Source organism: Carnobacterium sp. ISL-102 (assembly GCF_018612935.1).
Lineage (GTDB): Bacteria > Bacillota > Bacilli > Lactobacillales > Carnobacteriaceae > Carnobacterium_B > Carnobacterium_B alterfunditum.
The window spans coordinates 62,476-81,629 of sequence record NZ_JAGGRF010000021.1; the positions used below are offsets into that span (position 1 = coordinate 62,476).

At 36.2% G+C, this 19,154-nt stretch carries 20 protein-coding genes and 1 other annotated feature; of the genes, 3 read left to right on the plus strand and 17 right to left on the minus strand.

Annotation, left to right across the window (positions count from 1 at the left end; genetic code table 11):
* Nucleotides 1-95: 95 nt before the first annotated feature.
* The 5 genes from nusG to J7E16_RS08625 form a co-directional block, all read right to left on the minus strand.
* On the minus strand, nt 96-644 hold the full coding sequence (gene nusG, locus J7E16_RS08605) for a transcription termination/antitermination protein NusG (protein WP_034546974.1): 549 nt from the start codon (nt 642-644) through the stop codon (nt 96-98).
* A gap of 180 nt (nt 645-824) precedes the next feature.
* Nucleotides 825-1,004 carry a preprotein translocase subunit SecE gene (gene secE, locus J7E16_RS08610; RefSeq protein ID WP_214890859.1) on the minus strand — a complete coding sequence of 60 codons (180 nt, stop codon included), beginning with the start codon at nt 1,002-1,004 and terminating at the stop codon, nt 825-827.
* A 37-nt stretch (nt 1,005-1,041) separates the two neighbouring features.
* The gene (gene rpmG, locus J7E16_RS08615; protein WP_074200257.1) at nt 1,042-1,194 is read right to left on the minus strand and encodes a 50S ribosomal protein L33; all 153 of its coding nucleotides are present in this window, start codon (nt 1,192-1,194) and stop codon (nt 1,042-1,044) included.
* A gap of 91 nt (nt 1,195-1,285) precedes the next feature.
* Nucleotides 1,286-2,227, minus strand: a complete 942-nt coding sequence (menA, locus tag J7E16_RS08620; protein ID WP_214890860.1) for a 1,4-dihydroxy-2-naphthoate polyprenyltransferase — start codon at nt 2,225-2,227, stop codon at nt 1,286-1,288.
* A gap of 18 nt (nt 2,228-2,245) precedes the next feature.
* Nucleotides 2,246-3,313: an FAD:protein FMN transferase gene (locus J7E16_RS08625; RefSeq protein ID WP_214890861.1), complete on the minus strand. Its 1,068-nt coding sequence runs from the start codon at nt 3,311-3,313 to the stop codon at nt 2,246-2,248.
* 845 nt (nt 3,314-4,158) lie between these two features.
* On the opposite strand from J7E16_RS08625, the gene J7E16_RS08630 reads away from it, so the two are divergent.
* The 3 genes from J7E16_RS08630 to J7E16_RS08640 all read left to right on the plus strand — a co-directional run bounded on the left by J7E16_RS08630 (nt 4,159) and on the right by J7E16_RS08640 (nt 7,852).
* Entirely contained in the window at nt 4,159-6,012 is a 1,854-nt protein-coding gene (locus tag J7E16_RS08630) for an FAD-dependent oxidoreductase (RefSeq protein ID WP_214890862.1), read from the plus strand.
* A gap of 238 nt (nt 6,013-6,250) precedes the next feature.
* The gene (locus tag J7E16_RS08635) at nt 6,251-6,820 is read left to right on the plus strand and encodes a Gx transporter family protein (protein ID WP_214890863.1); all 570 of its coding nucleotides are present in this window, start codon (nt 6,251-6,253) and stop codon (nt 6,818-6,820) included.
* Nucleotides 6,821-6,871: 51 nt separating this feature from the next.
* Nucleotides 6,872-7,852, plus strand: a complete 981-nt coding sequence (locus tag J7E16_RS08640; RefSeq protein WP_214890864.1) for a polyprenyl synthetase family protein — start codon at nt 6,872-6,874, stop codon at nt 7,850-7,852.
* Between the two features lie 173 nt (nt 7,853-8,025).
* Here the strand turns inward: J7E16_RS08640 and J7E16_RS08645 are convergent, their stop codons facing one another.
* The 12 genes from J7E16_RS08645 to J7E16_RS08700 form a co-directional block, all read right to left on the minus strand.
* Complete coding sequence (locus tag J7E16_RS08645; protein WP_214890865.1) at nt 8,026-8,625, minus strand: sigma-70 family RNA polymerase sigma factor; 600 nt, start codon at nt 8,623-8,625, stop codon at nt 8,026-8,028.
* Between the two features lie 106 nt (nt 8,626-8,731).
* Complete coding sequence (locus J7E16_RS08650; protein WP_214890866.1) at nt 8,732-9,256, minus strand: NYN domain-containing protein; 525 nt, start codon at nt 9,254-9,256, stop codon at nt 8,732-8,734.
* 36 nt (nt 9,257-9,292) lie between these two features.
* Complete coding sequence (gene rlmB, locus J7E16_RS08655) at nt 9,293-10,150, minus strand: 23S rRNA (guanosine(2251)-2'-O)-methyltransferase RlmB (protein ID WP_214890867.1); 858 nt, start codon at nt 10,148-10,150, stop codon at nt 9,293-9,295.
* On the minus strand, nt 10,137-10,550 hold the full coding sequence (locus J7E16_RS08660) for a Mini-ribonuclease 3 (RefSeq protein WP_214890868.1): 414 nt from the start codon (nt 10,548-10,550) through the stop codon (nt 10,137-10,139). Before J7E16_RS08660 ends, rlmB begins: the two co-directional genes overlap by 14 nt.
* Nucleotides 10,551-10,554: 4 nt before the next feature.
* Entirely contained in the window at nt 10,555-11,964 is a 1,410-nt protein-coding gene (gene cysS, locus J7E16_RS08665; RefSeq protein ID WP_214890869.1) for a cysteine--tRNA ligase, read from the minus strand.
* A 36-nt stretch (nt 11,965-12,000) separates the two neighbouring features.
* Complete coding sequence (epsC, locus tag J7E16_RS08670; RefSeq protein ID WP_214890870.1) at nt 12,001-12,525, minus strand: serine O-acetyltransferase EpsC; 525 nt, start codon at nt 12,523-12,525, stop codon at nt 12,001-12,003.
* 70 nt (nt 12,526-12,595) lie between these two features.
* Nucleotides 12,596-12,819: a binding site (T-box leader), on the minus strand.
* 48 nt (nt 12,820-12,867) lie between these two features.
* Nucleotides 12,868-14,337, minus strand: a complete 1,470-nt coding sequence (gene gltX, locus J7E16_RS08675; RefSeq protein ID WP_214890871.1) for a glutamate--tRNA ligase — start codon at nt 14,335-14,337, stop codon at nt 12,868-12,870.
* Between the two features lie 58 nt (nt 14,338-14,395).
* Nucleotides 14,396-14,893 carry a 2-C-methyl-D-erythritol 2,4-cyclodiphosphate synthase gene (gene ispF / locus J7E16_RS08680; RefSeq protein WP_214890872.1) on the minus strand — a complete coding sequence of 166 codons (498 nt, stop codon included), beginning with the start codon at nt 14,891-14,893 and terminating at the stop codon, nt 14,396-14,398.
* Between the two features lie 15 nt (nt 14,894-14,908).
* Nucleotides 14,909-15,622 carry a 2-C-methyl-D-erythritol 4-phosphate cytidylyltransferase gene (ispD, locus tag J7E16_RS08685; RefSeq protein ID WP_214890873.1) on the minus strand — a complete coding sequence of 238 codons (714 nt, stop codon included), beginning with the start codon at nt 15,620-15,622 and terminating at the stop codon, nt 14,909-14,911.
* Between the two features lie 11 nt (nt 15,623-15,633).
* Entirely contained in the window at nt 15,634-16,746 is a 1,113-nt protein-coding gene (locus J7E16_RS08690; protein WP_214890874.1) for a PIN/TRAM domain-containing protein, read from the minus strand.
* 76 nt (nt 16,747-16,822) lie between these two features.
* The gene (radA, locus tag J7E16_RS08695; protein WP_214890875.1) at nt 16,823-18,193 is read right to left on the minus strand and encodes a DNA repair protein RadA; all 1,371 of its coding nucleotides are present in this window, start codon (nt 18,191-18,193) and stop codon (nt 16,823-16,825) included.
* Between the two features lie 190 nt (nt 18,194-18,383).
* A complete protein-coding gene (locus J7E16_RS08700) occupies nt 18,384-18,923 on the minus strand; it encodes a dCTP deaminase/dUTPase family protein (RefSeq protein ID WP_214890877.1) in 540 nt (179 codons plus the stop codon).
* Nucleotides 18,924-19,154 lie beyond the last annotated feature (231 nt).

Consider the following 19,154-nt stretch of genomic DNA (forward strand, 5'->3'; position numbering starts at 1 on the left):
ACCATGTATCGTTTTTAGATTCAAATTCACTAAAAAAGAGACCAGGACAAGTGTCCTGATCTCTTTTTAGGCTGTACTTTACAGTGGATAGTGTTTTACAATTTATCTACTTGTTCAAAATCTAATTCTGTACTTGTTTCACGACCAAACATTTCAACATTAACTTTAAGTTTTGCTTTTTCCATTTCAATCTCGGTGATTTTACCCGTAAGGCCATTAAATGCTCCTTCAATGATCGTAATTGTTTCGCCAACTTCAAAGTTGATTTCTTGATGACGAGCACTTAAACCAATACGACGTAAAATGACTTCTATTTCTGAATCTAAAAGCGGTGCTGGTTTGCTTCCCGCTCCATGTGATCCAACAAAGCCTGTTACACCAGGTGTGTTACGAACAACATACCAAGAATCATCAGACATGATCATTTCAACTAGAACATATCCAGGAAACGTTTTTTTCATATTGATTTTTTCTTTACCATTTTTTACTTCTTTTTCTTCTTCTTCAGGAATAACTACGCGGAAAATGTAATCCCCCATACCCATACTACTTGCTCTAGATTCGATATTTTGCTTAACTTTATTTTCATAACCAGAATATGTGTGTAAGACATACCACTGTTTTGCACTTTCTATTTCTTCCACGTGTATCACTCCTATTCGTTATTTATTAACCGTTTCTTTTTAATATTGGCTAGTCGACTTTTTCTACAACATACAAAAAAACCTTCATTTACTCTTAAAGAAGGTTCTGTGCATTTATTAATATAATCATTATACCATTACGTAAAACTTCACGCTAGTGGTTTTTCTGTTCCAAACATCTTATAAAATCAAATCTAAGATCGCATCGATTCCAAAGTCAACAACCATAAAGAAAAGAACAAATAATAGACAGACTACAAAGACAGTCAATGTATATTTTCTAAGTTCTTTACCTGTAGGCCATGTGACTGCTTTGATTTCTTGACGTACGCCGCCAAAAAAGTTTTTTATTTTCTTCATTTTATCCCCTCCAAATTGGTATTGAGACTTCTAATTCTTATTTCGTTTCACGATGTAGTGTATGTTGGTTGCAATATTTACAGAATTTTTTTATTTCTAAACGTTCTGTGCGGCTTCCTTCATTTACTTTTTTAGAGTAATTTCTAGATCCACATACCGAGCAAGCTAAAGATGTTTTTTTACCACTCATTTTTTTCACCTATTCTTTCTATTCTACGGACTAATGACATCTTAATTAATTTACCATCACTTGTGAAACATGTCAATCGCTCTTTCAAAATTTACTTGAACAATAGACTTAAAGCTAGCAAAAACACTTCACTGCTGCTAAATAAAACAATGTTCTTTATAGAAACAACAAACGTTTCTGACTTTACTTGTTTGGCGTTGTAAGCAGCTAAATTTCTTCTCATAGGTACAATGGTTCCCAGTATGAGCAATAATATTGGATGCAGCAGTCTTAACAAAATAGCTAGTACGATTACCAGATAACTCAAGTATACGAGCACATTAAACAATTGAACAGCTTGTTTTTTACCAATATAAAATGGCAGTGTATAGCGATGGTTAACAATATCTTCTTCTAAATCACAAGTATTATTCGCCAACATGATATTGGCGATCAAAAAGACGGTCGGTAATGAAACAAAAAACAGCGCTATGATCGAAACCATGTTTCCTTCTAAAATGAAATTTTGCTCTGCAAAAACTAAGCTCAATAAAGCAGGATCATTAATATTTACAAAAGCTGCAATGAAAAAGATACCGAATCCCATTACCAAACCCGAAATAGGCTCACCTAAAGGCATCCTCGAAATTGGTACTGGTCCAAAAGTATAAAAGACTCCAATAAAGAAGCAGGCAGCCCCTATGATCAATAAAATTATATTTGTCCTAACTACAAGCATAAGACCTAAAAACGTCGCAGCAACCAACATACTTATAATAAGATGGATAATGCGTTTTTCTGGTATATTTTCTTGTCCAATAACATTCACTTCATCTTTATACCCTTGATCTTTAGCTTTTTGATAATCCATCAAATTGTTGATGGCCGTTGTTGTCATATCAAAAATAATCATGGCTATAAAGAAAAGAAGGGTATTTATTAAATCAAACGCATTAAAATAATAAACCGCAAACAACGTCCCTAATAGAAATGGGAAAAGACTCGCTAATTTTGTTTGGATCTCTACTAATTTGAAAAATGTTTTTACCGACATCTTTATCCCTCTTTATTTTTATTTTAGCGTAAAATCATCATTTGTTAATTTAAAAGATTCTTTCAAACCATCAGACACATAGACATTTTTGTCTTTCGTTACAAATATTGCATCAACCTTTTCTAATGTATTAACGTATTCTAATCCTTCTTTTAGCCCTTTAGAGAACAGCGAGGTTGATAACCCATCGCCATCAATGGATTTTTCTGTGATCACACTTACCCCTGCTAATTGATTGTCAAAAGGATACCCTGTCTCAGGATTCATCAAATGATGGTAACTTACCCCATCCACTTCAAGGAAACGTTCATAAATTCCAGATGTTACGATGGATCGGTTGCTAAGAGCTAAAGAACCTAAAATCGTTCCACGCGTTTCAAACGGATCTTGAATACCCACGTTCCACCCTACACCTTCACCTCTGGTACTATCCCCTAATACATAAATATTTCCGCCTAAATCAATAATGGCCGTGTCTACTTCGTGTTCTTTCAATACACTCACTACTTCATCCGTGATAAAGCCTTTAGCAATAGCTCCTAAATCTAACCGCATCTTCTTATCTGGGAGGTAAACGGTTTGAGAATCGTCATCAAATTGTACTTTTGAAAAGTCAATTAACGCCAAGGCTTCATCAATTTCAGCTTGATCTGGCTTCCTAGCATCATCAAAACCAATGTGCCATAATTCTGTAATTGGTCCAATCGTCATATCAAAACTACCCACAGTACTTTCACTATAGTCATAAGCTGCTTGCAGTAAATAATACAAATCATCTGATACTCGGACTGGTTTCACGCCAGCTTGTTGATTGATTTTTTCAACTTCTGAATCCCCATCTTCTTCATCAACAGTGATCAAGTTTGCCAGCCCCTCAAGTCGCTTAAAAGCTGCATCCAATGCTGCTTGTTGATTTTGATTATAAATCGTAACTTTTACAACTGTCCCCATCAAAAATTCAGTTCTTGCAAAAGGTTCTTCAGCTAATGCACGTTCTTTTGCGTTATTTGATTTTCCACAACCAACAACTATGAACAATACAACCAGTAAAGAAACTATTATTTTTATCAGCGCATTTTTTTTCATCAAAAAAACTCCTTGCTATCCAACTATTTTTATACCTTTTCGTTAATTTTATTTAAAAATAAATGAGCCTTAGAAATTTTTCTAAGGCCCATTTATTATGTCATTTTATATTACCCTTTACAATCTTTATCAAGGCCATTCCTTTAGTTGTAGAACTCATTATAAGAGGTTTAGTTATCAATTCTGATTTTTTATTGCTTTCATAAATCATATCAAAAACAATACTCCAGCCTTTATATAACCTAGTCTTTCTAGCAAAAAGAAACTAGCTGCTTCATCTGGTAGACTACTCACCATTAGTATAACCGTTCTCTTTTTGATTGTCTATATTTTCACATTGTTCTATTTTATTTTTTAAAAAAATTATCGACTCACCTTATATGAAATGCATAAATAGCTATAAATTCATTATCTGCAATTAAATCATAGCTGATACAAACTCTTTAGAATGCATCGATCACTTATTTTTATAATCACAAATAAACTTTTTTTTAGAATGATTTTATCTTTTTATTGTAAATATAAGGAATTTGTCCGTAATGTGACAAGCCCTTGTGTTCTTTTACTTTATTCTTTTATTGATTTGACACTATTCCTAAAATAAGTTTGAGATTTTTTTCATAAGAAGCTAGTTTTCAAACTAAAATAGTGCGTTAAAAAAGCATTATTTTAAAAACCTTTCTTAAAGTCTAGACATATTAGCTTTTGTTTTGTATAATATGGTTATTAGGTGGTTGTGAAACTTTTAACTAACTTGGCAAAATGTTAATTATTCAGTTTATTTTTTTTACATATATTCTTTATATTATCTATTTTACAAAAAATTAAAAAAGGAGCTATAAAAAATGACTCAAACAAATGTGGTTGTTGTTGGTGCTGGATTTGCAGGTGTTGCTGCTACAAAACAGTTAGCCAAAAAACTAAAGAAAAACAAAGATGTAACGATTACCTTGATCGATCGTCACTCTTACCTTACTTACATGACCGAATTACATGAAGTAGCTGGAGGACGCGTTGAACCTGAAGCGATACAATACGATTTACAACGATTATTTGCTCGTAAAAAAAATGTTAACTTAGTAACTGATACCGTTACTTCTGTTGATCACGATAAAAAAATCGTGTTGACTGAAAATGGATCTTATACGTATGATTATTTAGTTCTAGGCATGGGTGGGGAACCAAATGATTTCGGTACACCTGGTGTTAAAGAACACGGCTTCACTCTTTGGTCATTAGAAGATGCCGTTCGTCTACGCCATCACATTGAAACAACTGTTGCAGCTGCGGCCATCGAGCATGATGCAGCAAAACGTGCAGCAATGATGCGTTTTGTTGTTTGCGGTTCTGGATTTACAGGTATTGAAATGGTTGGAGAATTGTTAGATTGGAAAGACGTTCTAGCTAAAGAATACAAATTTGACGCTTCAGAGATCGAATTGATCGTTGTAGAGGCTGCTCCAACGATTTTAAACACCCTTCCTCGTCAAGATGCTGATAAAGCAGAAAAATTCATGACGAAAAAAGGGATCAAAATCTTGAAAGACTCTCCAATCGTTAGCATCGGAGCTGAATCTGTTTTATTGAAATCTGGCGAAGAAATCCCTACAAAAACATTAGTCTGGACTGCCGGTGTTAAAGCCAATACAGATACAGCAGAATTTGGGATGGAAAAAGCTCGTGCTGGTCGTTTAGTTGCCAATGAATTTATGGAAGCTAAGGATCTAGAGGACGTTTATGTTATTGGTGATCTTGTGTATTACGAAGAAGAGGAAGGAAAACCAACTCCTCAGATCGTTCAAGCCGCTGAACAGACTGGACACACTGCAGCCATTAATATTATTGCTGCCATTGAAGGAAATGAAAAACATAAATTTGAATCCAATTACCAAGGAACAATGGTTTCTATCGGTTCAAAATATGGTGTTGCTTATTTAATGGATAAATTTCATCTTAGCGGATTCTTAGCTATGCTAATGAAACACATCGTTAACTTAAAATACTTTTTTGATATTCGTTCTGGTTATTACATGGTACAGTATATATTCCATGAATTTTTCCACATTAAAAATCAACGAAACATTTTCCGTGGTCATCTTTCTCGTCACGGAAACGTCTTATGGAGTGTCCCACTAAGAGTCTTTTATGGTAGCATGTGGTTGATTGAAGGATTGAAAAAAGCTTTTGGTTTTTTTGATTCTCAAAGCTGGTTTGGTGATACAGTCGCTTTACCGTTCGCTTGGTTACAAGAAGCTACTTCTGGAGCATCAGAAGCAGTAGAAGGCGCTGGCGAAGTTGCTGAGCCTATCTTTGGTTTAAACTATGTATATGGTGAAGAGCCGATGATGATCTTTTCTAAAGCTCCCGAATGGTTTAATAGCATTATGGAATTTATGATCCCTACACCTGAAGTAGCTTTATTTTTCCAAAAGTTCATGACGATCGTGGAACTTGGAATTGGTTTAGCCTTGATCGCAGGATTGTTCACTTGGTTAGCTAGTGCTGCTACTGTTGCTTTAGTTGTCAGTTTTGCCTTATCTGGTATGTTCTACTGGGTAAACCTTTGGTTCGTATTTGTTGCTATTGCATTGATGAATGGTTCTGGTCGTGCTGTTGGTTTAGACTATTATGTAATTCCGTGGATCCAAAAGGTAGCGGGCAAATGGTGGTATGGTACACCAAGGTCTTTATATAAATAAAAAAAGTTCGATTTCACTATATTATTTACACCGTTTGAGTGAAGGTAGGTTTCTCTACCTCCACTCATTTTCTTATAAATCTATTACAGCTAAACTCGATGTATAGCATAGAAAAAAATGGTAAGATAGAAAGAAGAACACACGAGTTATTCTTCTTTCTATCTTGTTATTTTTAACTGGTTACCAAAATAAACGATTGTTTAATCAATTGATCTCACCTAAATAAGGACTGGTGTCTATGACTCGAAATCAAAAAATTGTATATATTGCGTTACTAGCAGCTCAAGCTGTTGTCTTAAGCTTGGTCGAAAGAAGCATTCCTTTTCCTTTTGCCTTTGCTCCAGGTGCAAAACTTGGGATTGCTAACCTTATTACCATTGTTGCTATTTTTACTTTGCCACTAAAAGATAGTTTTACCGTGGTATGGATGAGGCTCATTATGGCTACCCTTCTAGGTGGTACATTATCTACCTTTATGTACAGTTCTGCCGGAGCTTTACTCAGTTATGCTGGCATGTTAACAGTGAAGCAACTTGGTCCAAAGCGGGTCAGCATTATTGGGATCAGTGCTACAGGAGGAATTTTACACAACGTTGGCCAATTGGCTGTCGCAAGTTGGATCTCTCAGACTTGGACCGTCATGCTCTACTTACCCGTCCTATCCTTCATGGGTATTCTATCTGGCATCGCCATTGGTATTGCAGCTAATTATTTAATGACTCATGTACGAACACTAAAGGATTTCCAAAATCATACTCAGCAACTTGATAAAAAAAAGCGTCGTAATACTACTTATGTAAATTCTTGAAAAGCCACAGCTTATTTGTGCTTAATTTTATGAAACGAAAGGGGAATACATATGAAGATCCATCCTATGTGGGAAGCCTACCCTGAATTACAATCCGAATTAATACAAACCATTGAATTAATAGATTCAAAAATCCATCTACGCAATAAACCAATTGAACATGCTTTAATTGATATGATGCATACTGGTGGAAAACTGGTTCGCCCCGCTTACACTCTACTGTTCTCAACTTTCGGAGAGGATCATGACCCTAGCCGAGCACGCGCTTTAGCCGCAGCGATCGAAGTATTGCATATGGCTACTTTAATTCATGATGACGTCATCGATGATTCGCCTAAACGACGTGGTAAAAAAACGATCCAATCAAAATACGGCAAGGATGTAGCTGTCTATGCTGGTGATTATCTGTTTACTGTTTCATTTAAACTGCTAACGGATTATTCTAACTCCGTGAAGCAAACGCAGATCAACACTAAAGGGATGGAACGAATCCTAATGGGTGAAATCGATCAACTGAATTTAAGGTATCATCAAAAAATAACTGTTCGAAATTATTTGACTCAGATATCTGGAAAAACAGCACAACTATTTGCCTTATCTTGTTATTCAGGAGCATTGGAAGGCGGAAAAAATGAAAGATTCGCTAGAAATTGTTATTATATCGGAAGTCATATTGGAATGGCCTTTCAAATTATGGATGATATCCTAGATTATTCGCAAACAACCGAATCTTTTGGCAAGCCTGTTTTAGAAGATGTGAGACAAGGTATCTATTCTGCCCCTCTTATTTACGCTATGCGGGAAAATTATACTGTTTTCAAAGAATTGCTTGGAAAAAAAGAACAGATGACCAATGAAGACACAGCTAAAGTTCAACAATTAGTGATCGATTTAGGCGGTTTAAATGAAGCTCAGCGATTGGCCAGTAAGTATACCGATAAAGCCTTAAAACGCATCAATCAATTACCAGCTAGTTCAGAAAAAGAAATCATTCGTAAAGTAACAGTATCCTTACTGCAAAGAACGATTTGAGGATTTAATCGATAACAACAAAAAAACAAGAATATAGGTTGTAAGCCTAATTCTTGTTTTTTTGTTTTAAAATCTTACGAGAATGGTAGAACTGTCATTTTTTAAAATTTGAACGCGAAAAGAAAACGCTATCATTTTTACTCACATTAGAATTTTTCAAGACTGTAAAATAGTTAATCCTCTAAGACTTGCTTCATTTTACGTTTGCAACGGTCTAACGCATTTTTTATTTGCAGACTATCACAATTTAATTGCTTAGCGATCTCGTCTATTTCCTTGTTTTTTAAGTAGAGCGAAAATACTTGCTGTTCCAAATTTGATAATGTATGGTGATATCCTGCTAACTTTTCTTTAACTTGCAAAATATCTAACGCAGATAGCCCTTCTTTTCCATTCATTATGTAGTGAGGACTCATTCCCTTTTCTAACATGCCGTCTAATGATTCTACGATTTTTTCGATCCGTCTTTTCTTAGCCATATCTTTTCGGATCAAACTAAAAATATGGTGTTTGAAATTCAACTTGTAGAAATTTCCAAACGTGTGCCCCTTGGATTTGTCGTAAGTCTGAATCGTCTTGTGAAAGACCATTCGTGCTTCTTGCCATAAATCTTCCTTTTCATAGCTTTTAAGGTAGTATTCTTTCGTTAAATTGGTCACTAGCGGATGGTACCGGCTAAATAAAATTTGAAACGGATATCCATCTCCATTCCTAATCATGCGGATCAATTCTTCATCGCTCATAAGAGAGATTGCCTCTTCTTCATCTGCCAAACCTGTTGCCTCCTTCAATGGCTAAACTGTTAAGTTTACATAGAATAACGTTAGTTATTTAGGTTGTCTACCATTCTCGAAAACTCTCAAAAAGCACTAACTTTATTTAATACTTTGTCAACTCATCTCTCAATTTTTCTAACCTGTCCATTTGACGATTCGACCAAGGTGAATTTCTGCGATTACTCTGTAAGCGATACTGTTGGGTATCCGCTTCAATAGCTTTTTTAATGCGTTTGACGTCACTAAAGAGTTCATTAGCTGATTTTCGCAAAGCCCCTTTTTGAAAAACGATCCATTGTTCTGCAAGATCACTTGTTGCGACGGTCACTTGTGTAACTATCGTATTTTCTATTCCAACAACGCGTTCTATATAACTATCCGCAGTTTCTCCTTCTTTCGTGAAAATAACGGTCAATTGATACTTTTGATAAGATTGTTGCAGTCCAGGAACAAATTGGGCGTCAAATACCACATGAATTTTTATGCCTGTATATTTTTGGTAATTGGATAATTCATGCAATAATGAATCTCGTGCATCTTCCATCTTATCTTGATTCTTTAATTTTACTAAGTGTGGCCATGCCCCAATAATATTGTATCCATCAACAATCAGCAACTCTTTTCTCATGCTATTTGACCCCCCTCTCCGCCTAACTATTTTTAGTTAAATTTTGTTTCTTCCACGGTAAACTTCATACATCAATAGACTTGCTGCCACACTAGCGTTCAAGCTTTGAACGTGTCCAGTCATTGGTATCGTGACCATGCCATCCATCTGTTCTTTTACTAAACGAGAAATCCCTTTGCCTTCATTACCCATCACTAGACCAATAGGTAACGTCGTCTCCCATTGACGGTAATCTTGACCTTCCATGTCTGTTCCATATAACCATAATCCGCGTTCTTTTAATTCTTTGATTGTTTGGACTAGATTCGTTACTCGCGCAACCGCTACATGCTCTATTGCCCCTGTTGAAGCTTTAGCAACCGTAGCCGTTAAACCTACAGCTCTTCTTTTTGGAATAATAATACCATGTGCGCCAATAGCATCTGCTGTTCTCATGATTGAGCCTAGGTTATGCGGATCTTCAACTCCATCTAAAAGAATAAAAAATGGATCTTCATTTTTTTGCGCTGCTACCGCGAATAGATCATCAATTGTTGCATATTGAAAAGCAGAAGCTGCAACAACTACTCCTTGATGATTCATTCCATCCACTAATTGATCCAATTTAGCTTTGGGGACAAGCGAAATTTGAATGCTGCGTTTTTTTGCTAAATTTTGAATTTCTTCCATTTTAGATCCGCTTAAACCTTCTTGTAAAAAGATTTTATTGATGTCCCGCTCTGATTTTAATACTTCAATAGCTGGTAAACGACCTGCTACTAAATCACGATCGGTTTCTTTTTCTTCAGCTGAATCTTCAATTGGCTTAACGAATTTTTTATCTGGCTTTCTTGAAAAATTCCCCTTTTTTGGTTGGCTGTTGCGTTTTCCGAAATTCTTATTATCTCTTGTCATCTTTTGTATCCTCCACTTTTTTAATACACCAATGGATCAATTCTTCCATTCGTTCAGTTTTTTTTGCTAAATGTAAGTAGCCTATCAACGATTCAAATCCAGTGGCTACACGATAGGTTGTAACATCCGCATTTTTTGCTGATGTGTAACTTTTAGAATTTCTGCCTCGTTTGTACATAGTAACTTCTTCTTCTGTCAAAAGTCCTTCTACTGCTAGCATCTCATGCATCAAAAAGCTTTGTGCTTTAGCAGAAACAAAATGTGTAGCCGTTTTGTGTAATTGACTTGGTTTTGTATAGCCCAGTCCTACTAAATAATCACGAATATAGATCTCATATATAGCATCTCCGACGTAAGCTAATGCTAACCCGTTTAATAGTGCCCAATTTTTTTCTATCATGTTGTTATTGCCCTCTTCTCCATCTAGTTCCTTGTGGGGTATCATCTAACATGATACCTTCTTCTTTTAACTGATCTCTAATTTCATCACTACGTTGAAAATCTTTTGCTGCACGTGCTGCGTTTCTTTCTTCGATTAATTGCTCAACGGTCTCATCCAGCAAAGCTGTTTCCTCAAAAACGATACCAAAAATCCGAATCAATTCTTGGAACTGATCCAACATTGCTTCAAGAACACTTTTAGAAACAATCGACCGCTCACTGTAGATGTTCATTGCTTTAGCCATTTCATAAATTACGGTGATACCGTTGGCCGAGTTGAAGTCATCATCCATCTCTTTAATAAAGTTTTCTTTAAACTGGTTAAACTGATCAAACTGTTCTTGGTCATCTTCTTCTGTTGCTACTGCATCTTTTAAGCGATAGGTCACGTTATCAAAAGCCATTTTTAATTTAGTTAAGTTAGCCCTAGCTTCCTCGATAGTCGTTTCACTGTAGCTAATAGGTCTGCGGTATTGAGTTGTTGCCATAAAGAAACGTAAAATTTGAGGATCGACTTTTTTAATAATATCATGAACCAAAACAAAGTTCCCTAACGATTTACTCATCTTCTCATTATCCATTGTGACAAAACCATTATGCATCCAGTAGTGTGCAAATGGGTGACCCGTTTTTGCTTCACTTTGGGCAATTTCATTTTCATGGTGCGGAAAGGTCAAATCTTGTCCACCTGCATGAATATCGATTGTGTCGCCCAAGTACTTTGTAGCCATTACGGAACATTCAATATGCCAACCTGGACGTCCTGCACCCCATGGAGACTCCCAGCTGATTTCAGCTGCTTTAGCTGATTTCCATAAAGCAAAGTCTAAAGGGTCTTCTTTTTTATTATTTTCTTGGGCATTTAAACGATTACTCGCTCCAACTTCTAATTCATCAATTGAGATATCACTTAATTTACCATAATTCTCAAATTTTCTCGTACGGTAATAAACATCACCATCTACCTCATAAGCATACTCTTTTTTTATCAATACCGCTATAAAATCAATGATCTCAGGTATGTTTTCCATTACCCGTGGATGATGACAGGCTTCTTCTACACCTAATGCATGTGTATCTGCATGATAGGCTTTGATAAATTTATCTGCGACTTCAGGAGCTGTCAAATTCAATTCTTTTGCTGCACGGATAATTTTATCATCTACATCTGTAAAATTCGAGACATAGTTCACGTCATATCCTCGGTACTCCAAATACCGTCTGACCGTATCAAAAGCTACTGTACTACGTGCGTTTCCGATATGAATGTAATTGTAGACTGTAGGTCCGCAAACATACATCCTGACCTTACCTTCTTCAATTGGGATAAACGCTTCTTTTTTTCTAGTTAATGTATTATAGATTTTCAGCATAGCTGCTCTCCTTTTCTATTTAAAGATGGATTTATCCTAAACTTTTTCATTATTTATTCTAACTACTTTAGCAGGGATCCCCACTGCTGTTGAATGAGACGGTATAGATTCTAAAACAACCGCAGATGCTCCTATTTTAGAATGATTCCCTATCGTTATAGGTCCAAGAACTTGTACATGTGCGGATAGTAAAACATCATTTCCAATCGTTGGATGCCGTTTCCCTTTATCTTTACCTGTTCCACCTAATGTAACACCATGAAAAATAACGACGTCATCTCCGATACTAGCTGTTTCTCCAATCACAACTCCCATACCGTGATCGATAAACAGCCGCTGGCCAATCGTTGCTCCAGGATGGATCTCGATTCCTGTTAAAAATCGAGAAAAACTAGCGATCATACGGCCACTTAAAAATCGATTCCGTTGGTACAAACCATGCGCTAATCGATGAAAAATGATAGCATAAAAACCAGGATATGTTAGCAAGATTTCAGGTGTGCTTTTCACAGAAGGATCATTTTTTTTAATTGTCTGAATGTCTTCTCTCAATCTCCTCACGGATTATTTCACCTCATTGGATTTTTTCTACTGTGTGATTTTTTTGCAAAAAAAAGCAACGTCTCTTATATTAAAAGACGCTGCTGCGCGATTCCACTTTTCTTTATCGCTTAATTTCCAATGGTTCAAATTAGCGACCTTTGACACTTTAACGGGTGTTGACCGATAGAAGTCTACTTATATTCAACTTCTCAACTCCGAGATGCACTTCACCCAATCGCTATCATCTGCTTCCACCAATACAGACTCTCTTTAGATTTTAACTAGGCTACTCTTTCTCTTCATCGTCTTTAATTTTATTTAATTTAGTCTTTTGAATTTTTTTCAAATTCTGTCAAAATTTTATAATTTTGCTAATGCAGCTTGCAAATGAGCTTGAGCTTTTTCACGACCAAGCAATTCAATTGTTGGCCCAATTTCTGGTCCATGAGATTGTCCAGTCACAGCCACACGAATTGCCATAAACAGGTTTTTCCCTTTAATGCCTGTTTCTTTTTGAACCGTTTTAATGGCTTTTTTAATTTCAGCAGCATCGAAAGGTTCAATTTTTTCTAATTGTTTAGAGAAAGCCGTTAGAACTTCTGGTGCTGTTTCGCCTTCTAAAACTTCTTTTGCTACACTATCGATTACTGGTTCTTCGCTGAAAAATAAGCTTGCCAATTCAACGATCTGTGCACCATAACTCATTTGGTCATGATATAAACTGACAACTTTTTGGACCCATTCTTTTTTCTCTGAAGATGCATTTTCTTCAACATATCCAGCTTTGACCAAATGTGGATATGCCAATGCTGTTATGGTTTCTAAATCAGCTTGTTTCATGTATTGATTATTGATCCATTCCAATTTTTTTGCATCAAATGCAGCTGGAGATTTACTTAAACGTTCTGCGTCGAACATTTCAATAAATGTATCATGGTCAAAAATTTCTTCTTCTCCAACTGGAGACCATCCCAACAAGGAAATAAAGTTAAACATAGCTTCAGGCAAGTAGCCCAATTCACGGTATTGCTCGATAAACTGAAGAATATTGCCATCACGTTTACTTAACTTTTTACCTGTTTCACTGTTGATGATCAACGTCATATGGCCAAATTTAGGAGCTTCCCATTCAAATGCTTCATAAATCATTAATTGTTTTGGTGTATTCGCAATATGATCGTCTCCGCGTAAAACATGCGTGATTTCCATAAAATGATCATCTACAACAACTGCAAAGTTATATGTTGGCATACCATCACGCTTGACAATGACAAAATCTCCGCCAACACTTTCTGCTTCAAATGAAATATGGCCTTTTACGAGATCTTCAAAAGTATACGTATTTTCTTTGATGACACGGTAACGAATAACGGGTACAATTCCGGTTGCTTCTTTTTCCATTTTTTCTTTAGCCGTTAAGTGAGAGCATTTCCCACTGTAATGAGGCATTTCTCCTCTAGTTCTTTGTGCTTCACGTTCTTCTTCTACCTCTTCTTCTGAACAGTAGCATTTGTAAGCACGATTGCTTAATAATAATTGTTCTACTAATGGATCATAAATATCTCTACGTTCAGATTGACGGTAAGGTCCAAATTCTCCTGGGTTATCCGGACTTTCATCCCAATTCATACCTAACCATTTCAAATTTTCTAATTGGCTTTCTTCGCCGCCGTCAATGCTTCGTTTTTGATCAGTGTCTTCAATTCGAATGATGAAGTCTCCACCATTGTGTCGTGCAAATAAATAATTGAATAATGCTGTACGAGCATTCCCAATATGTAAATATCCTGTTGGGCTTGGCGCATAACGTACACGAATTTTTTTTGTCATAATTATTTCCTCTTTTCTTTTTTATAATATTTTTTTAATTTATTTAAATCCAAGTTGATCAAATAGGTAATGGCGTTTTCTCTGTTTTTTCTAACAAACAAATAGCCATTGCTGCAATGCCTTCTTTTCGTCCAATAAAACCCATTGTTTCGGATGTTGTCGCTTTTACGTTAACACGTTCGATACTCATTTGACAATCATAAGCTATATTTTTTTGCATTTTTTCTAAATAAGGAGCCATTTTGGGTTTTTCAGCTACAATAGTAGCATCGATATTTCCAATCGTGTAACCTTCTCTTTTCAACATATTCCATACCTTAGTCAGTAATTCTCTTGAATCGGCGTCTTTAAATCGATCATCTTTATCTGAAAAATGGTTTCCTATATCGCCTTTACTAGCGGCTCCTAGAAGGGCATCAATAATAGCATGAAGCAGTACATCAGCATCCGAATGGCCCAACAACCCCAATTCAAAAGGGATATCGACTCCACCAACCACTAAGCGTCTCTCTTCAACGAGTTGATGGACATCATACCCTTGTCCTATCCGAAACATACTCTTGACCTCCTTCTACTTTTTTTGCTGTTCTCTGTGGAGCAAAATAGCTTTTCCAGTTACCATGTCTTCGGGAGTCGTGATTTTTATATTATCATAAGAACCTTCTACTACAATTATCTCTTTAGCTATTCGTTCAACTAAAGAAGCATCATCTGTTCCTAAAAAATGATCTTTTCTAGCTTTTTCATGTGCTTGAAGAACTATCGAACTTTCAAAAGCCTGAGGAGTTTGGATCTGCCATAATTCATCTCTTGGTAATGTAACCTTAACGGTATGATCAGGATGAACAGCTTTGATCGTATCCTTAGCTGGAACACCTAAAATAGCTGCTCCATTTTTTTGAACTTCTTCAAATAATTGTTGAATTGCTGCTTGTTCAATAAAAGGCCTCGCACCATCATGGATCATAACGATACCCGAATTTTTATTTTTCAATTTCAATAATCCACTATAAACGCTATGCTGTCGTTCCGTTCCACCTATTGCAATAGTGATCATCTTTTCGCTTACCATTCTTTCCTGTCGCAATAACTCATTGATCAATTCGACTTCATCTTCTTTTACGACTAAAATAATATGGCTGCAATTCTTGTCTTTTAAAAACACGCTTAATGGATATTCGATCACAGGCTTATTCAGTAGTGGCAATAAAATTTTATTTTTAGAAGATCTCATGCGTCTTCCGTGACCTGCTGCCAATAATACTAGCTCATAGTCTTTGTTCATCGCACTCACTCCTACTCTTTATCTTTAATACCCTTTTGTGAGTGGACCGGTTTGGCAAATATCATTCGTCCAGCTGCTGTTTGAAGCGCGCTCGTTACCACAACTTCAATTGTTTTATTCATAAAGTGCTGTCCTTCTTCAACAACGATCATTGTTCCGTCATCCAAGTAAGCTACACCTTGACTGCGTTCTGTTCCGGCTTTCACGACCATAACGGTCATGTTTTCTCCAGGAATCACGACTGGTTTCACTGCGTTAGCTAATTCGTTGATATTCAATACCGGTACATTTTGGAATTCACTTACTTTATTTAAATTATAATCATTCGTGACTACAACACCATCTAATAATTTTGCTAATTTAATTAATTTGCTGTCAACTTCTGTAATATCTTCAAAATCACCATCATACATTTCAACCTTCATATCATCTTCTTTTTGCAAGGCATTTAGTATGTCTAATCCTCTACGACCACGAACGCGTTTTAAACTATCAGAAGAATCAGCAATATATTGTAATTCTTGTAGCACAAAATTAGGGATCAAGATCGTTCCTTCAAGGAAACCCGTTTTAGCAATATCATAAATTCTTCCATCAATAATGACACTCGTATCTAGTATTTTATATTCACGAAACGTGTCATCTGCTCTACGCTCTAAAACTTTTCCGTCTTCATCTTCAATATTTCTTTTTGTTTTTTGCTGGAATAACTTGCGCCATTCATCTCGTCGAGTCGTTCCGACGCGAAAGCCTAAATAAGCAAAACCAATAACTAGGATGAAAGGTATCACATCACTAATAATAAAAATGCCCATACCGATCAACACAACGCTAATTAGCCACGCTAGAACTAATCCTATGATCGTTCCTAAACTCCCGAATAATAAATAGGTTACACTTTGTTGATTTAAAAAGGCTTCAATTTTCTTAAATATTTGTTCAATGTGAGCCACAGCTAAAAAAGAAATAAATAAAAATATAATTGCACCAATCAGAATATTTGTGACCACATTATTAACATAAAGATTCTCGACCCCGGCCATATTCCAGGCGATCGGCATTACACTTGCTCCAATGCTTCCACCGATAAGTATAAATATACCGGTTATGATTTTTTTAACCAAAAGTATTCCTCCTTCATAAATGGTTTTCTTGTCTTGATAACAAAACAAGAACCTCATTTTATTTTATCACTTTTACTTAAGCAAAAGCTTTCTTTATAGCTTCAGCTATTGTCACAACAGCTATGATTTCTACATTTGCAGGGAATTCCCAACCACCGATATTATTTTTCGGAATCATGATCCGTTTAAAACCTAGTTTAGCAGCCTCATTTACCCGTTGATCAATTCGGCTAACTCTCCTGATTTCTCCAGTCAATCCGATTTCGCCAATAAAACAATCCGTCTCTTTTGTTTCTTTGTCTTGATAACTGGATGCGATACTGATCGCAATAGCTAAATCGATTGCTGGTTCATCTAATTTAACGCCCCCTGCTGATTTTAAATAGGCATCTTGATTTTGCAACAACAACCCTGATCTTTTTTCTAAAACAGCCATGATCAAAGCAACACGGTTATGATCTAACCCACTTGCTGTCCGTCTGGCATTCCCAAAAGCAGTGGGGGTGATCAGTGACTGGATCTCGGCTAAAATAGGCCGTGAACCTTCCATTGAAGCCACTACAGCAGAACCTGTAGCACCTGATAACCGTTCTTCTAGAAACATTTCTGACGGATTTAATACTTCAACTAATCCCCCTTCACGCATTTCAAAGATCCCGATTTCATTAGTTGAACCAAAGCGATTTTTAACAGCTCTTAAAATACGAAAAGTATGGTGTCTCTCTCCTTCAAAATACAACACCGTATCGACCATATGCTCCAACATCCTTGGTCCGGCAATAGATCCTTCTTTTGTAACATGCCCTACAATAAAAATAGCAATATTATTCGTTTTGGCAATTTTTAATAAGTCAGCTGTACTTTCTCTGACTTGAGAAACACTTCCTATTGCTCCAGCAATATCTGGTTGATTCATCGTTTGAATCGAATCAATGATGACATAGTCAGGTTTTAAATCTTCAATCGTTTGTCTTATCGCACCCATATCTGTTTCAGGATAAATATAAAAATCTGCGCCTTTTACACCCAAACGGTTTGCACGCATTTTAATTTGGCTTGAACTTTCTTCACCACTTACATACAAAACTTTTCCACCAGCTAAATTTAGCTGAGCTGAGACTTGCAGCAAAAGAGTCGATTTCCCAATACCAGGATCTCCCCCTATTAAGACTAGCGAACCTGGGACTACTCCACCGCCTAAAACACGATTCAATTCATTTAGTTTCGTTTGCACTCTAGGTACTTTTGATACTGTGATATCTTGAATAGCTTCAGCCTTAGCCGTTTTACCAGTCATGCTTACGCGACTTCTACGGTCATTCTTATCCGCTACGATTTCTTCTTCCATTTGATTCCAACTACTACAGTTTGGACAGCGTCCCATCCATTTTGGTGATTCATAACCACATGATTGGCAGACAAATTTAACTGCTTTCTTTTTTGCCACCTATTCAGCCTCACCTTCTGAGTTTCTATAATGTTTTAATTTCATTTTAACATAAACGCGATTAGAATAGGGATTGAAACCATTAAAAGACCGGTTAATTCAAGCTTCTTTCAACAGAAATTCATATTCTCTTTTTTTTAGGTCGAAAAATAATTAAAGGCATAAAAAAGTCGTTACTCGTCTAGAAAATTTATCTTCCTGAAGATCCAAAACCGCCTGAACGGATTTTGCCTACTGCTCTATCGGCATCTGCTTTCAAGAAAGGCATAAAGATCCCTTGGCCGATTCGATCTCCTTTTTTGACTACATGATCGGTCAAACCATAATGAATGAATTGAAAGTAAATATGTCCCTCATTATTTTCATTATTATAATAATCTGCATCGATAATACCTACACCGTTAGGCAAAATCAATTGATGTTTGATTGGATTGCTTGAACGATTTGCTAATTGCAAATATTCATCTTCACCCATATAAGCCTTAATGCCGGTTGGGATAAGTGTTGATTTTAAATATTTTTTATTATCTTCTGAAAAAACTGAATCTGTTTCTTTTGGTTTCATTTCCCGGGTAATGTTTTTAAACAAGGCTTTCCAAATAGATGGTACTATTATTTCTTCTGCTGCTTCAAAATCATAGCCTGCTGCATGATTTGTTGCTCTGGCAGGTAATTCTATCCCTTTTGACTTATAAGCTGATATCACTTCAAATCCACGCTTCTTTTCCATAATTTTTTATATCCTCATTTCATATCTATTGATTGACTGTTTAATTATAACAAAAATTACCCCAACTAGCGATTCCCCCTAAAAATTGTCTGTGTCAAGTTTTTCTCGGTCGTCCTATTATCCTGCTAGTTTAGGCGTTCTACTTTTGTACACTCGTCTACTACCGCACGGCTTCGCCGTTTGCTGGCCCATCCGTTTAGAGAAGGTTCCTAAAACAAGGAACCTTCCCCA